At 63.7% G+C, this 15,415-nt stretch carries 15 protein-coding genes; 5 read left to right on the top strand and 10 right to left on the bottom strand.

Features of this window, described 5'->3' with window-relative positions:
* Positions 1-2: 2 nt before the first annotated feature.
* The 3 genes from LB572_RS25395 to LB572_RS25385 form a co-directional block, all read right to left on the bottom strand.
* Complete coding sequence (locus LB572_RS25395) at positions 3-827, bottom strand: LON peptidase substrate-binding domain-containing protein (protein ID WP_224669665.1); 825 nt, start codon at positions 825-827, stop codon at positions 3-5.
* A 201-nt stretch (positions 828-1,028) separates the two neighbouring features.
* The gene (locus LB572_RS25390) at positions 1,029-1,418 is read right to left on the bottom strand and encodes an SET domain-containing protein (RefSeq protein ID WP_140806842.1); all 390 of its coding nucleotides are present in this window, start codon (positions 1,416-1,418) and stop codon (positions 1,029-1,031) included.
* Between the two features lie 99 nt (positions 1,419-1,517).
* Entirely contained in the window at positions 1,518-3,629 is a 2,112-nt protein-coding gene (locus LB572_RS25385) for a S9 family peptidase (protein ID WP_224669664.1), read from the bottom strand.
* A gap of 114 nt (positions 3,630-3,743) precedes the next feature.
* Between LB572_RS25385 and LB572_RS25380 the strand changes: the two genes are divergently transcribed.
* Positions 3,744-4,106, top strand: a complete 363-nt coding sequence (locus LB572_RS25380) for an SH3 domain-containing protein (protein WP_412033589.1) — start codon at positions 3,744-3,746, stop codon at positions 4,104-4,106.
* A gap of 521 nt (positions 4,107-4,627) precedes the next feature.
* The gene (locus LB572_RS25375) at positions 4,628-5,053 is read left to right on the top strand and encodes a MucR family transcriptional regulator (protein ID WP_027164827.1); all 426 of its coding nucleotides are present in this window, start codon (positions 4,628-4,630) and stop codon (positions 5,051-5,053) included.
* Positions 5,054-5,132: 79 nt separating this feature from the next.
* Here the strand turns inward: LB572_RS25375 and LB572_RS25370 are convergent, their stop codons facing one another.
* Both LB572_RS25370 and LB572_RS25365 read right to left on the bottom strand, forming a co-directional pair.
* Entirely contained in the window at positions 5,133-5,561 is a 429-nt protein-coding gene (locus LB572_RS25370; RefSeq protein ID WP_140806845.1) for a SufE family protein, read from the bottom strand.
* 234 nt (positions 5,562-5,795) lie between these two features.
* On the bottom strand, positions 5,796-6,188 hold the full coding sequence (locus LB572_RS25365; RefSeq protein ID WP_224669662.1) for a DUF5330 domain-containing protein: 393 nt from the start codon (positions 6,186-6,188) through the stop codon (positions 5,796-5,798).
* A gap of 556 nt (positions 6,189-6,744) precedes the next feature.
* On the opposite strand from LB572_RS25365, the gene LB572_RS25360 reads away from it, so the two are divergent.
* The 3 genes from LB572_RS25360 to LB572_RS25350 all read left to right on the top strand — a co-directional run bounded on the left by LB572_RS25360 (position 6,745) and on the right by LB572_RS25350 (position 9,668).
* Positions 6,745-8,481 carry a sensor histidine kinase gene (locus LB572_RS25360; RefSeq protein ID WP_224669721.1) on the top strand — a complete coding sequence of 579 codons (1,737 nt, stop codon included), beginning with the start codon at positions 6,745-6,747 and terminating at the stop codon, positions 8,479-8,481.
* Positions 8,456-9,247 (top strand): peptidoglycan-binding protein, encoded by a 792-nt coding sequence (locus LB572_RS25355; RefSeq protein ID WP_224669661.1) that lies wholly within the window; start codon positions 8,456-8,458, stop codon positions 9,245-9,247. Before LB572_RS25360 ends, LB572_RS25355 begins: the two co-directional genes overlap by 26 nt.
* Positions 9,248-9,320: 73 nt before the next feature.
* Positions 9,321-9,668 (top strand): DUF1491 family protein, encoded by a 348-nt coding sequence (locus LB572_RS25350; protein ID WP_140806848.1) that lies wholly within the window; start codon positions 9,321-9,323, stop codon positions 9,666-9,668.
* Positions 9,669-9,673: 5 nt separating this feature from the next.
* On the opposite strand, the gene LB572_RS25345 is transcribed toward LB572_RS25350, so the two are convergent.
* The 5 genes from LB572_RS25345 to LB572_RS25325 all read right to left on the bottom strand — a co-directional run bounded on the left by LB572_RS25345 (position 9,674) and on the right by LB572_RS25325 (position 15,346).
* Positions 9,674-10,681: a DUF2336 domain-containing protein gene (locus tag LB572_RS25345; RefSeq protein WP_224669660.1), complete on the bottom strand. Its 1,008-nt coding sequence runs from the start codon at positions 10,679-10,681 to the stop codon at positions 9,674-9,676.
* A 399-nt stretch (positions 10,682-11,080) separates the two neighbouring features.
* On the bottom strand, positions 11,081-11,629 hold the full coding sequence (locus LB572_RS25340) for a DUF1254 domain-containing protein (protein WP_140806851.1): 549 nt from the start codon (positions 11,627-11,629) through the stop codon (positions 11,081-11,083).
* Entirely contained in the window at positions 11,622-12,206 is a 585-nt protein-coding gene (locus tag LB572_RS25335; RefSeq protein WP_224669659.1) for a DUF1214 domain-containing protein, read from the bottom strand. Before LB572_RS25335 ends, LB572_RS25340 begins: the two co-directional genes overlap by 8 nt.
* Positions 12,207-12,386: 180 nt before the next feature.
* Positions 12,387-14,543, bottom strand: a complete 2,157-nt coding sequence (locus LB572_RS25330) for a transglycosylase domain-containing protein (protein ID WP_224669658.1) — start codon at positions 14,541-14,543, stop codon at positions 12,387-12,389.
* Positions 14,544-14,707: 164 nt separating this feature from the next.
* Entirely contained in the window at positions 14,708-15,346 is a 639-nt protein-coding gene (locus LB572_RS25325; protein WP_140807910.1) for a TetR/AcrR family transcriptional regulator, read from the bottom strand.
* Positions 15,347-15,415 lie beyond the last annotated feature (69 nt).

The raw sequence follows: 15,415 nt of genomic DNA, 5'->3' as shown, positions 1-15,415 counted from the left end.
GGTTATTGCTCGGGCCGGGCGGTACCTATCAACTCGAGCACCTTTTCGAGTCGTGCCACGACATCGCTGGTTTCCAGGATCCGCTGCTTCTCATCAATGCCTATCGACAGCAACTGCGCGACGGTGTCGGCCATCAGGCCGGGATTCTCGGCGGAAGGGAGGCCGAAGCGGGCTCGCTGGCGCACCGGCAGCGAGGAAAGGTCGATGTTGGCGTAGATACTGTATGCATCGAGCACCATGCGGGAAAGTGAGGCGGCTTCTTCCGACTGGCCGCGCTGCTCTTCGATCGGGCTTGTCTCTGCCGCCAGGCATTCGCCGTCGATCAGGCGTGTGATGGCCATGCGCTGAAGGCCGGATACCGTGACCTTGAGAACGCCATCCATCTGCGTCTGGCTGTTTATCACGCTCGCCATAACGCCCACCGGATGGAGAGACTGAAGGGTGCTGGGGTCGTCGTCGGCGCCATGCTTCTGGGCGACCACGACAACCCGACGATCGCCGGCCATGGCACGTTCAACGGCACGCCGCGTTTTGTCGCGCGCCACGAAGATGGGCGTGATCGTTTGCGGGAACAGCACAAGGTCCCGCATGGGAAAGATGGGGACCTCTGTCTGCATGAGACTGGAAAGGACCGCAACTGGCGCTGCTTCAGGCCCTGTTGCCCGCTGGTTTGCCTGAATCCTCGCGGCCAACACATTCCAGTCGCGGAGGCCGAGAATCCTAGCGATCAGCTCCAGGCTTTCGCCGTGAGAAAGTGAGACGGATTTGGCGGCCAGCGCTTCGCTTAACGTTTGCGCCATGGCCTTGGCGTCGCGGAAATCGCGCATGAGATCATCCTCTGCGTAAAACGAACGGAAAGCGTCAGGAGCTTGCGTTGCTGACCCGTTCGTTCGGGCAAAGGGAGCCTGAATTAGCTCGATACATTCACCGTACCCAGGAGGGTGCAAGCAGCAGGTTGTATCTACCGCCCGGGAAGGTGCGCCGAGGTCAGGTGCTTGTCAATCCTGACCTCAGGTCCCGCGCCCTGTCTACGGGTGGCGGTCGCCCAGGAAATCGAAGCCGTTTTCGAAGAAGTGGTTGTAGTTGCAGGTCAGTTCCTCGCCGGCCGCGATGTCGCGCAGCGCGTAGGTCTCCTCCGGCGAAGAGACGTCGCAGTTCGGATCGTCGTCGTGGTTCATGTAGCGCGCATCGTCGGCCTCGAAGACGATGAAGCTCGGATCGTGCCGGTCCGGATAGGAATAGCGGTCGAGATAGGATTTCACCGGGCCGATCTGGGCCTCATAGGTGCCGACAGGGATGCGGCGATCGAACCGCGGGTCGAGCTTCCAGACCAGCGTGCCCTTGGCAATGCGGTTCTTGGCGAAAACGCCGATGCCCTGGATGGCGGATTTGTCGAGATAGGTGTCGACGAGCAGCATGATTGTCCTTGCGAGTGAACGGATGGCGCAGCTTGACTAGGCCGCGCGCGAAAGGGCGGCATTGGGTAACGCGCGCCCTTGGCAATTGCGAGTGGAAAATCAGGCCTTGCCGGTCACTTTCAAGGCATAGGCGTAGATATAGGCGATCTCCTCCAGCCGCGAGAACCGGCCCGACGCGCCGGCATGCCCGGACTCCATGTTGATCTTGAACAGGACCGGGTTGCCGCCTGCCTTGCGCTCGCGCAGCCGCGCCACCCATTTCGCCGGCTCCCAATAGGTGACGCGCGGATCGGTGAGGCCCGCCAGCGCCAGGATCGGCGGGTAGTCGTGCGCCGCCACATTGTCATAGGGCGAATAGGCCGCGATCGTCTCGTAGTCGGCGGCGGACGCGATCGGGTTGCCCCATTCCGGCCATTCCGGCGGCGTCAGCGGCAGGCTGGCGTCGAGCATGGTGGTGAGCACGTCGACGAACGGCACCTCGGCGACGATGCCGCCGAAATCCTGCGGCGCTATGTTGGCGATCGCCCCCATCAGCATGCCGCCGGCCGAGCCGCCTTGCGCGACGATGCGGTCATGCCGCGTGTAGCGCTCGGCGACGAGATGGCGGGCGCAGGCGATGAAATCGGTGAAGGTGTGCATCTTCTTCGCCCGCTTGCCGTCCTCGTACCAGCCGTAGCCCTTGTCCTTGCCGCCGCGCACATGCGCGATGGCATAGACGAAGCCGCGGTCGACCAGCGACAGGCAGTTGGTGTTGAAGGCCGAAGGAACGGTGATGCCGTAGGAGCCATAGCCGTAAAGCAGGCAGGGCGCCGAGCCGTCCAGCGGCGTATCGCGACGGTAGAGCAGCGAGATCGGCACCAACTCGCCATCGGCTGCCGGCGCCATCAGCCGGCGCGTGACATAGTGCTCCGGGTCGTGGCCGGACGGCACTTCCTGTGTCTTCAGGAGCACGCGCTCGCGGTTGCGCATATTGTAGTCGAACACCTGCGCGGGCGTCGTCATCGAGGAATAGGTGAAGCGCATCGTTTCGGTGTCGTATTCGTAGGAGCCCGAGAGGCCGAGCGAGAAAGCCTCCTCGTCGAAGGAGATGAAATGCTCCTCGCCGCCCGCGCGCTCGCGCACGACGATGCGCGGCAGGCCGTCCTTGCGCTCGAGCCGGACCATGTGATGCTTGAAACCGAGCACGGAGAGGATCAGCCGTCCCGGCTCGTGCGGCACCAATTCCTGCCAGTTGGCGCGCACCGGGTTATCGACCGGCGCGGTCATGATCTTGAAGTCCTTGGCGCCGTCGGCATTGGTGAGGATGAAGAAGATGTCGCCGCCTTCTTCCAGGTCGTATTGCAGCCCGGTCTCGCGCACCGCCACCAGCCTCGGCTCGGCCGATGGATCATTGGCGGGCAGCAGGCGGTATTCCGAAGTCTCATGGTCGTTGATGCCGATCATGATCCAGTCATTGGCACGTGTGCCGCCGACATCCATGAAGAAGCCCGGATCGGTCTCCTCATAGATCAGCCGGTCGTTCTCGGGTCTGTCGCCGAGCGCGTGGAAGAACACCTTTGACGGGCGATGGTTGTCGTCGAGACGGGTATAGAAGAAGCCGCCGTCGCGGGCGTCCCAGACCCCGCCGCCGCCGGTATCCGGGATCTGGTCGGCAAGTTCCTTGGCGCTCGCAAGATCGCGCACGCGCAGCGTGAAGAATTCCGAACCCTTGTCGTCGAAGGCCCACAGCAGCTTCCCGTGGTCGGCCGAATGGTCGACGCCGCCGAGCCGGAAATAGGGCTTGCCCTCGGCCTCCTTGTCGCCGTCGAGCAGGATCTCCTCGGTGCCGCCGTCGCGCGGCGTTCGGAAATAGCGCGGCTGCTCGCCGCCCAGCCGGAAGGACGAGCCATAGGCATAGGGGCCGTCCTTCATGGGAACCGTCGAGTCATCTTCCTTGATGCGCCCCTTCATCTCGGCAAACAGCTTGCCGCGCAGGTCCGTGGTGCCCGCCATCAGCGCCGCCTGATAGGCGTTCTCAGCCTCGAGATGGGCGCGGATGCGGTCGTCGAGCAGGGAAGGGTCCCGGAACACCGCCTGCCAGTTGTCGGCCCGCATCCAGGCATAGTCGTCGTTGCGGGTGATGCCATGATGCGTATCGGAAACCGGGTGTTTCTCGGGCGTCGGCGGGCTGGCGGCCGGGAAGGCGGAAGTCAAGGCGGAAGCTCTGGTCATTACGTCTCGCTGCGGAATTTGCTTGAATGACGAATGAACACGCCGCTCAGCGGCGGTTCAAGGGGCGCGGTCCAAGGTGGTCTACAGAAGCCAAGTTGAAGGGGGAAAGATGAAATCCTGTGTTTCTATCGCAATGTCCGTCGCCGCGCTCGCGGCCGGTCTGACTTTTCCAGTCAGTCTCATGCAACCGTCTTTGCCGCCTGGCAAGTGGCGGGCGTGCCGTTCGGCGATACGCTCAATGCGCGAAAGTATCCGTCCAACGCATCGCAAAAACAGGCCGCGTACCCGAACGGCACCGTGTTGCAGATGACCGGCCGCTGCACCGGCGGCGTAAACCTGCTCGATATCGCTCGCCAGCCGCAGTGGAAGCAGCGCCAGGCGATCCGCTATCGCTGGTGCGAGATCTGGCATGACCCGGCGCAGAACGGTCATTTCGCCACCGGCTGGGTCTACGGCAAATACATCGCGCCTTACTAAAGCAATTCCAGGAAAAGCGCGCCGCGTTTTCCGTCCGGAATTGCGTAAAAACAATGAGTTAGAGCAGTTCAGCGATTCTATCAAACGCTGAACTGCTCTAAGCGATCTCGTCGCGCCGCCTTGTCGGGCCCGGCGGGAAAGGCGACGTCCTTGCGCTTCGTTGCAGCGCAGGATTCGTCGTGCCGGCGCAACGGGCGTCCAAGCATTGGCCAAGCATTGAACGCCGTGTCGAGCGGCGATCGGATGTCTAACATAGGGATGACGTAACGTCACGGCGCGCTGGTCTGGCCAGAAAAATCTCGTGAAGTTACACGATGCACGAATTTTTGAAGCTGAATCAGCAATATTTGATGAATATCGGCGAATATAAGTCAATAGGCGAATTGACTTACTTGCAATGCGGCGTCATTAAGATAACTCGACGCGAATCGTAGGCCTTTCCTGAATGAAATTCGCGCGATGCCCGATCCCAAAAAAAAGGGCGCAATTTTAGAAACAACTCTCGTTGGGGCTTTAGCACTATGGAAATCGTCGAAACACCTTCGAAAAACGGTGATGCGCTGATCGAGCTGACCGCCGATGTCGTCGCCGCCTATGTCAGCAACAACCCGGTGCCCGTTGGGGAACTGCCGAACCTTATCGCCGACGTCCATGCCGCGTTGGGTCGCGTCGGCGGCTCGCCGGAGCAGCCGTCGGCCGAGAAGCAGAAGCCGGCCGTCAACCCGAAGCGCTCCGTCCATGATGACTACATCGTCTGTCTCGAGGACGGTAAGAAGTTCAAGTCGCTGAAGCGGCACTTGATGACCCACTACAATCTCACGCCGGAAGAATACCGTGAGAAGTGGGGTCTGGACGCCAACTACCCGATGGTTGCCCCCAATTATGCGGCTGCCCGCTCGCAGCTCGCCAAGAAGATGGGCCTGGGCCGCAAGCGCAAGGGCCGCTGACAGGTCTCGGTTCCTCAAGCAGTTCGACGGCGCCCTTGCGGCGCCGTTTTGCTTTTTGGCGGGACCGATATCGACCGGATCAGGCCGTCTGCTTCAACGCTGCCTCGGCGTCGCGCTTGATGCGCTTGACCATCGAGCGCAGGCCGTTGGCGCGCTGCGGCGACAGATGCTCGTCGAGGCCGAGCTCCTTCAGCGTCGCTTCGGCGTCGGTGCTCTGGATTTCGCTTGCATGCCTGCCTGAAAACAGCGCCAGCATGATGGCGACGAGGCCGCGCACGATATGGGCGTCCGAATCGCCCTGGAAGCTGATCATCGGATCGGCGCCGGCGCCTTGCTCGGTGGTGAGCCACACCTGGCTCACGCAGCCAGGCACCTTGTTCGCGGCCGTGCGCTCCTCTTCGGGGAATGGCGGCAGACCCTCGCCGAGCTCGATCACATAGCGATAACGGTCCTCCCACTCGTCGAGCAGGGAGAAGTCGTCGCGGATCGTTTGGATCGGGGTGGTCATTGCCCGCATATAGTGGCCCGGCACGACCGCGTCACGGAAAAAGAAAGACGCCGCGGGCGTCGAGAGGTCGGACGGGCCCGCGGCGTTAGAGCAATTCCAGGAAAAGTGCGTAGCGGTTTTCCGTCCGGAATTGCGCCGAACCAAAGAGAGAGCAATTCCAGGAAAAGTGCGTAGCGGTTTTTCCGTCCGGAATTGCGCCGAAACCAAATAGCCGAGCGAACGGCTGGAAAGAATTCAGTTCTTGGCGGCCAGCATCACCGGGATGTTGACCTTGGCGGGCAGCACAATGTCCTCGGCGACGCTGCCGGTGGTCGTGACGGCGCCATCCGCGACTTTCGTCTCGGGCGCGTCTGTCTGCCCGGATTGCTGGTCGTCGATCATGGCCGCGGCGATCTTGGCCGTTTCCTTGGCGCGAACGGTGATGGTGTACATGGCCGATTTGCCGGTTTCGCAGACATCGGGCTTGCGCTCGCACAGCCCGGCAATGTCGCCGACCGCCTCGCGCGCCGCAAACAGCGCCTGGATCGGCCCGACGCTCTGCTGGCCGTCCTCGCCCGGGCCGACGCCGAGCGGCAGCGCCAGCAGCACCAGCGAAAACCAGAAAGCCATCCTGATCAGAAAGCCCATCTTACTTGCCTCTCATCCGGGATGGATGATGCATCCATCCGTGACGGATCATGCATCCATTGGCATGACCTCTTTTATGGACACGATAATGGCACGCTCACGCAAAGGACGGCTTGCATCGAAGCCGCGAATTTTCCTCAAATTTTAGACAAATTCGAAAGGAATTGGTTTTGAAACGGACTTGTCTCGAATCTCACTGGATGCTTTAACTTTACAATAACCATATATCCTTTTGATATCAAATGATTTTATCGCCATGGCACGTTAGCCGGGTCAAGTTTCGGTCCGTTTTGGCACAGGCCCTGCGGCTAACCCGCCGTTTACCATGGCGCCAACTCGCGGTGCTTTGCGGGGCCGGCACCACAATATTTGCCTTGGGCGGGTCGCCGGCTCGGCCAGCCTTATCCATTCCTTAAACGCTGAATGCGAGTTTCAAGTCGATTGATGAGTCACCTGCCAGGCAGGGCGTTTTTTACCACCGGGTACGCGTGCGTTGAGTTCGATTTCAGCCAGATACGTTCAATTGCCTGGCGCGGTTGCCGCCGGCTGCGAGCGCATGGTCCACCCGACCGTCACGGGTGAGGCCGAACGCGTGCGCCAGCGTCGCTTCATCGGCGTCATGCTCGCCGCGCCCTTCCTTGCCGCGGGCGCCGCGGTCACGCTCGTCACCGCAAGCCTCGGCGCGGCCGTCACGGTAGCCGCAATCTTTGCCGCTTTCGGCCTGTGCTGGTTCGCGGCGCTTCTGGTGGCTGCCACCGGCCGCATGGCGCTCGCCGGCCGCATGGCGGTCGCACTGGGCGGCCTCACCCTTGCCGGCGCTATTGCCGCGGCGGGGGGATTGGCCTCGCCGGTCGCACTTCTTGCCGTCGCTTTGCCTGTTGAAACCTGGTGGGTCTCAGGGTCGCGGCGCGCCGCGCTGTCGGGGGCGCTTTCGGCGCTTGCCGCTATCGTGCTGCAGCCCTTTGCCGGGCAGTTCCTGCCGCTGGGCGAAATCGCCACCTGGCATTGGCTGCTGCCGTTGGCCTGGGCGCTGACGCTGTTGCCGCGAGCCGCCGCCTTCGCCAACCCGGCCGGCTTGCGGTTGGCGGAGCCTGGCGGCGATCGCCTCGAAGACGTCATCGACGCTGTCGTGCTGCGCGCCGGCCGCCAGGGCGAAGTACTCGACGCCTCCGCCAGGGCGCGTTCGACCCTCAAATTGGCGCCGGAGCTCCTGCTCGGCAACGGCCTTTTCGACCGCGTCCATCTTTCCGACCGCGTCGCCTATCTCACCGCTTTGGCCGACATGCGCGAGGGGGCGCCGAAGCGCCGGCTCGATCTGCGCATCCGCTTGCCGCGCGAGGGTTCGAGCGCGGCCGACAATTTCCGCCCGTTCAGCCTCGAGCTGCTGCGCGGCGAGGTCGACCGCGACGTCTTCACCCTGGTCCTGCGCGAAAACGACGATGTCGCGGCGCTGCGCGAGGAGCTTGCGGAAGCGAAGGAAGCCGCCGCGGCAGCCGAAGTGGCCAAGGGGCGTTTCCTGGCGGTGGTCAGCCACGAGCTGCGCACGCCGCTCAACGCCATCATCGGCTTTTCCGACATGCTGCTGCATGAGATGTTCGGTGCCTTCAGGGATCCGCGCCAGAAGGAATATGTCGGCCTGGTCAGGGAGTCCGGTCAGCATCTCCTGTCCGTCGTCACCTCGATCCTCGACGTCTCGCGCATCGAGGCCGGCGCCTATGCGACCGAGCTGGAGCCGTTCCGCTTTGTCGAGGCCGTCGACATGTGCCGCTCGATGATGCGGCCGCTGGCCGACGCCAAGAGCATAATTCTTGCCACGCAGATCGCCCCGGACGCGGGCGAGATCAACGCCGACCGCCGTGCCATTCAGCAGATACTGATCAATCTCGCCTCGAACGCGGTGAAATTCACGCCCGATGGCGGCTCGGTGGTGATCGGCGCCAAGCGCGTCGGCTCGCGCCTGCATTTCTGGGTGAGCGACACCGGCATCGGCATCGCCGAGGAGGACATGGCTAATCTCGGCAAGCCGTTCATGCAGATACAGAACGACTACACGCGCCGTTTCGAGGGGACCGGGCTCGGCCTGTCGCTGGTCAAGGGCCTCGTGGCGCTGCACGAAGGCACGATGTCGATCGAGAGCGCGCCGGGTGAGGGCACCACGGTGACGATCGGCCTGCCGGTGAACGGGCCGAAGCGGCGTTCCGGTGCGCCTTCCGGCGTGCTGGCCATGCCGGCGGCCAAGCCGAAGGGGGATGCAGATGGGGACAGCAATGGCTCGCTCCGCAAAACGGCCTAAGGTCGTCGAACCCGAGCGTGGGGTCCTTGCCGAGGGCGCGGTGGCCGTCGGTCAGCTGATCGCGAGCAATCCGGTTCTGGTCGGCGGTTCGACCGCCTTCCTGGTGACGCTGTTCTATGTCTCGGCCAACGCGCTCTGGTATCAGCCTTTTCCGCATACGAGCGCCTTCTTCGCCACCCGAAGCATCGTGAATTTCCCGCACACCGTCTCCGACGAGCCGGAAACCACCATCAACATCGTGCGCCAGGCGCCGGCGCAGCCCGCGCCCAAGCCGGATCCGGTCGTCCAGCAGGTGCAGGGCATCCTGAAGGACCTCAGCTTCTATGACGGCACGGTCGATGGTCTCACCGGACCGGCCACCCGCAAGGCCATCCAGGCCTATCAGCTGAAAGTCGGGCTGCCGGGCTCGGGCGAGATCGACACGGCGCTGCTCGACCAGCTCGGCGCCCGCCAGACGACTGCGGCGATCCCGCATCCGGTGCCGCGCCCGACCGACGCGGCAGCCGCCGCGCCGTCCGCCAAGCCATCGGTCATTCCGGTCTCGGCGCCTGCCGATGACCCCACATTGTCTCCCGACGCCCGCATCGTCAGGATCCAGGCCGGCCTCAAGGCCTTCGGCAACAACGACATGCAGCTCGACGGCAAGGTCGGCGCCCGCACCAAATCCGCGATCAAGGAATTCCAGGCTCTCTTCGGTCTGCCCGAAACCGGCGAGCCGGACGAAGCCGTCTATGTCAAGATGCGCGAGATCGGCCTGACCAACTGAGCGGCGGCGTCCGATCGTTTCGGTTCCTTCATCCTTGCTGTAAGGAACCGCGCATGCCATCCGGAAACATCCAATGCGCGTAACCACCGATCTCTGGGTTTCGGCCCTTGTCCGCCGTGTGTTCGGCGCCGGCGGCTTTGCCGCTGTCGTCAAGCGGGGCGCGACCGAGGCGGGCGCGGTCTTCGTGCTCTCGCGCGGGCGGATGGGAGAGGTGGTCCTCTACGGGCCGGCGCCGCAGACGAGCTACGATTCGGCCAAGCCCGATGAGCGCTTCTTCGGCGTGCTTGGTACGAGCGACGATGGCTCGTCCTTCGATGCGCGGCTGGAGCGGGAGAAGAAATTCGATCCCGACATCTGGGTGGTCGAGATCGAGGGCGGGACGGTTCCCGTCGAAGAGCTTCTTTCCGTGAAGGCGGAATAATCGCGTCAGGAGGCCTTGAGGCCGGCGCTCGCCGCGTCGTTGTTCGAGGCTTCGCGGCTCTCGATGTCCACCGCATCGGGAGCATTGCCGCGGATCGCTCGTGAAAGGGTCTCGGCCTTCCAGGCGCGTACCTTGTCCAGCGCCGCCTCGCGGTGCAGCAGCCGGTAGCGGTCGAGGAACAGGCGGATCGCCTGCGGATGCGGGAACTCGCCGGGATAGACCGCGACCGCGATCAGGAAGGCCCTGTCTTCGCTGAGGTCGAGGGCGCGCAGCGCCGCAAGCAGGGCGGCATAACCTGACTGTCCGGTCACCGAGCGGGCCGTTGCGAAGTCGATCTCCAACGCATCGGCAAGCGCGGTCTGGAAGAAAACCGCGTTGCCGGTCAGCGCCGTCTCGCGCAACTTCACATAGGCCGGCTGGCCGAGGAAGGTGTTGGCGTCGGACGTGTCACCGGTCGGGCGCATCATCGACCGCAGGCGGCGCCGCGCGTTCTCCGTTGCCTGGCCAGTCGCGGGGCTGTCGGCATCCGCCTCGGCCACAGGCTCCGGTTTCGGCGTGAGCTTCGTTACCGTCTCGGGTGGCCGCGTCTTGACCAGCGTCGGCCTTTCCAGCGCGCGTATCAGATCGGCGATCGTCGGGTTGAGCTCCTTGCGGCGCGCAATGGCGCGCGCGTGCGGCAGCCCGTGCCGGCCGATCAGCGCGATGAGGTCGATATCACTGAGCGCGTTGGAGCGGGTGAGCAGGGGTGCTGCGATCTCGACCGGCTCTTCGGCCAGCCGCCGCACCAAGGCTGTCGGCGCATATTCGCATTCGGAAAGGGCGGCGGCGACATAGCGGCGCGACTCGACCGAGACCTCGTCGAACAGCGGCAGCGTCAGGTCTTCGAGCTGGGCGATCTCGCGACGCGAGGGGCGCGTCAGCGAGCAGAAGGCCGACACGGCGGCGCGGAACAGCCTTTCGGCCTTTCCCGCTTCGGTCCGGATAGCGATTTGCCTAAAATCCGAAGATGACACGGAGGATACGCCCGATACTCGACACAACCCTGAACCCACGCAATCCGGCCGGGCCGGTTTCGCATCTTCAGGAAAACAAACATCAAATTAGCCGCGATCCGTTAGCGCTCCGTTAACCCTCTACGCCCCTTAATCAACTTTGGAGGCGTTGCGTTGTGCTCCGGGGAAACCGAGAGGGAATGCGCGAACCATGGGCATGGTCCTGTCTTTTGTGCCGCGAGCGGCATCTGTAAATCGAGCAAGTCACGACACCACTACGGCGGCGGCGGTCATCATTTTCCCCGGCGTGCGCTATGAGTTGCGTCCGCAGGCCGATGAGGCCCGGCCGCGCGACAGCGGCTCCGACAGGCCAGGCTCTCCGCCACCTGCCAGGCCGCATCACTGATCGGCTCGCCTTTCTCAGTAGTCCTGCAATTCGCAGGCGCTCTGCTCGAGGAAGCGTGACACGATCGGCTTCCAGCTCTCGTCCGGCACGAAGGCGCGGACGACGAAGATGCCTTCCTCGATCGGCGCCTCGACGAAGATCGCGCCCTGCAGATCCTCCGGAAGGTCGCGACGCACATCGATCATCTGCGCCGGTGTCAGCACCACGGCATCGAGCTTCTCGCCATTGGCGTTGTGATCGTTGAAGGAATAGATGTTGTGGCCGTTGCGGTCGTAGACCGAGGCCGACCAGAACGGCACGTCGCCCGGCGCCCTGATCCTGACCAGCCCGTCGGCGAGGTCGAAGCGGCAGGCGGCGGCATAAAACAGCGGATCGACCGATTTCACCACCGGCGCGCCGCCGGCCTCGGCGTCGAGCCGCGTCATCTTGTAGAGGTCCGAAGCCATCGCCAGCCGCGACCAGGCATCGCGTTCGGAAAATTCCGGCACCAGGAACAGCACCGCGATGTGCACGATGCCGGCGCCGAGCAGGCCGAGGATCAGGGCGTGCAGCAGGCTACGCATTGCAGCGAGCCTTCAGGATGCGCGGCAGCGTGACGTCCGAGAGGCCGGTGCTGGACGCGATCGGCGTGTCATAGAAGGTCAGCACGAAATACATCTTGCCGGAGCCGCCGATCAGCAGCCAGTTGCCGGGAGCCGGGCGGCTGCCGACGGAAATGACGACGGAATTGTCGGGCCGGCGCAGCACTTCGTAGGATTGCAGCGCCGATTGCCTCGGCTTGCCGGTGTCGATCACGCCAAGCGACTGGTCGGCGGCATAGAGCGTCCAGAAGCGAGCGGTGGGATAACCGCCTTCGATCGTATAGGCGCATTCGCGTTTCAGCGGCTCGCCCGCGTCGTCGCGCTCGGCGACGAAGGCAAGCCCCTCGGCCTGGCCGAGCGCCAGCACGCCCTCGCGCGCCACGCGCGCCTTGGAGTAGGGGTCGGCTGCCAAAGTCCCGACTTCGGGAAAAGCGGTCCACTGGCCGATGCGGATCGCGCCGACGCCGTCCTGCGCATTGAGCGCATACCAGACGCTGTAGCCGCCAAGCCCGATGGCTATGGCAAGCGAAAGCAGCGTCAGGATGGCGTTCTTGAGCATGAGAGCCGCAAACAGAGGAGGTTGCCCGGGATATCGCGGCGCGGGGTGCCGTGGCAAGCCGGCTTCACGCGAGGGATGGCTGGATCAGGACGACGTTTCGCTGATACGTCTTCCTGATCCAATTTTTTGTTGGAGCATAATCTTATCCGAAAACCGGTTCCCACTTTTCGTGATTATGCTCTAAAGCGCCGAAAGCGTCTCCGGCAAAGTGGGCGCATCGAGCACTGGCGCGGCCTGGAAAGCCTTGGTCATGTCCCGCAGCGTCTGGCTGGTGCGGCTGGAAAGCACCGGCGGGCGTTCGGCCTCGGCTTGGGCCGCCGCCGCGTCGGCTTCCTTCTTCGCCGCTTCCTCTGCCTTGGCCGCGACCTCCGGATCGACCCATGGATGATCGAGACCGGGGATCGGCTTCAGGTCGATATTCTGGTGCGCGTAGACCATCAGCCGCTGCCAGACCATCGCCGGCAGCGTGCCGCCGGTCATCTTGTTGGTCGCCGTGAAGTCGTCATTGCCGAGCCAGACGGCGGCCGTGTAGTTGCCGGTGAAACCGACGAACCAGGCGTCGCGATAGGATTGCGTCGTGCCTGTCTTGCCGGCCACGACGATGTTGGGCAATTGCGCGCGCCGCGCCGTGCCGATCGCCGGCACCGCCGCCAGCATCGTGTTCATGTATTTCAGCGCCTTTTCCGACAGCACGCGATGCGGCGGCGGCGCATCCTTGGCCCAGTCATAGACCACCTCACCGGTGCGGGTGACGAGTTGGGTGATGCCGTGGCGGGAGCCGACGAAACCGTTCTGGGCAAAGACGCTGTAGCCGGTCGCCTGGTCCATCACCGTCATGCCCGATGTGCCGAGCACCATGGTCTTGTGCGATTCCAGCGGCGATTCGACGCCCATCGATTCCGCCATCGCCTTGATCGGGGGGATGCCCAGGTAATCCTTGGCCAGCCGCACCGGCACGGTGTTGATCGACTTGGCGATCGCCGTGAGCAGCGTGACATTGCCGGCCGAGCCGCCATTGTAATTGTGCGGCGACCAGCCGCCCCAGGTGATCGCGCCGCCCGAAACGACCGAATCCGGCGTGAAGCCATGCTCCATCGCGGTGGCATAGACATAGGGCTTGAAGGAGGAGCCAGTCTGGCGCAGCGCCTTGGTGGCGCGGTTGAACTGGCTGGTGCCATAATCGCGGCCGCCGACGATGGCGCGCACCGCGCCGTTGGTCTCGATCACCACCACCGCGCCTTCGGTGACGTTGTATTCCTTGCCGAATTGCCGGAGATGGAACTCGACCGACTCTTCCGCGGCCTTCTGGATGTTCGCGTCGAACGTGGTGTGGGCGACCAGCGAGTGCTGGCCGGGCTTGGCGATCTTCTTCACCTCGTCGAAAGCCCAGTCGAGGAAGTAATCCGGGCTCTTCTGCTCGCCGCGGTCGACCACGTCGGCCGGATGCAGCCGCGCCTGCAGCACCTGACCCTCGGTCATGAAACCGGCGTCGACCAGGTTGGACAGCACGACATTGGCGCGCGCGCGCGCCGCCGGCAGGTTGATATGCGGGGCGTATTTGGTCGGCGCCTTGAACAGGCCGGCCAGCATCGCCGCTTCGGCGAGACTGAGGTCCTTGACGCTCTTGCCGAAATAGAAGTCCGCCGCCGCCTCGATGCCAAACGTGCCGCCGCCCATATAGGCGCGGTCGAGATAGAGCTGCAGGATCTCCTTCTTGGACAGGTTCGCTTCCAGCCAAAGCGAAAGGAAGGCTTCCTTGATCTTGCGCTCCAAGGTGCGCTCGTTGGACAGGAAGAGATTCTTGGCGAGCTGCTGGGTGATGCTGGAGCCGCCCTGGACCACCGAATTGGCGCGCATATTCTCGAAGAGCGCGCGCGACAGGCCCAGCACATCGATGCCGTAATGGTCGAAGAAACGCCGGTCCTCGGTCGCCAGCACTGCCTTGATGACGATGTCCGGCATCTCGTCGACCGGCACGGAATCGCGCTGGATGATGCCGCGCTGGCCGATCTCGTTGCCGTAGCGGTCGAGGAAGGTGACGGCGAAGTCACCCTGGTTGCGCCAGTCGCCGGTGGTGATGTCGAAGGCGGGCATGGCGAGCGCGAGCAGTACCACGAAGCCGCCTGCGCCCATGGTGAAGCCTTCGCTCAGCACCTCGATGATGGCGCGACGCCAGCCATGCACGCGGAAACGGCGGGAAAAGATGGTCGCCGCTTCCCAGAATTCGCGCGCCTTGAAACCGATTTCGTAGAGCGAGGAGTCGAGCCAAGCGTCCACGCCGAGCAGCGCCGAAGCGATCCGGCCTCTTCTCCTGCTTGGTTTCGAAGGACTTGTCATTCCAGACTTCCGCCCCAACGCACTTTCGCCCGGAAACCGCATGGACAGTTCCGAGCGCCACCCCCGCAAGACTAATCGACCATTTTAGCACTGCTCACAAGGGCAGCGAAGCAACAGCACAAGCTTTGTTGATGGGGGCGCCCTGGCCGTGAAGGCGGACTATATCACCGCGCCGCGATGAAGCGCATGAAATGCGCCACATCCGCCTCAGTCGGCTCCAGCCCGGTGAAGGAGCGCAGATAGGCGGCAAGATGGCTGACGCGCGCCTCGACCGGTTCCTTGAGGTCGAGCACGTAATAGCCGATCTGCATGTAATAGAGCACGCGAGCCCGGATGAAGGCGTCCTCGCTCTCATAGCCGTGCCGGCGGTACATGTCGCGAATGGCGCTTAGGCGCTCGTCGTCGGCCCGGTCGATCATGCGCCGCACGTCGTCGGAGCGCCTTGCCCATTCGCGGACGGCGAAATCGAGCCGCGGGTCGAACAGGCGCTCGTCGGCCCAGCACTCGAACACGTTCATCACGCCCATGACGATGGTGTCGGCCGGCCGGCGCGCCCGCTCGACGATCGCCGTGGTGTTGGTGTCGTGCCAGCGCTTGAGCAACTGGTCGAGCAGGTCCTGCCGGCTTTCGAAATACCAGTAGAAGCTCGAGCGCGAGACGCCGAGCTTCTGTCCGAGCGTCAGCACGCGCACGCTCTCGATGCCGTCGGAAATCAGCGTCTGCAGCGCGAGATTGATCCAGTCCGCGCGGGTCACCTTGATATTGCCGGGTGTCGGCTCGTCCTGGGGAGCGGTCATGGTCATGACCGAACAAGTGACACGGCGCGCGGCGGCGTGCAAGCTCTGGACAGAAGTGTCTAGACACATATGTAC

The sequence above is a fragment of the Mesorhizobium sp. BH1-1-5 genome (assembly GCF_020165615.1).
Lineage (GTDB): Bacteria > Pseudomonadota > Alphaproteobacteria > Rhizobiales > Rhizobiaceae > Mesorhizobium.
Note: the sequence above shows the minus strand (reverse complement) of the source record. Positions and strands in the feature narration are given on the sequence as shown.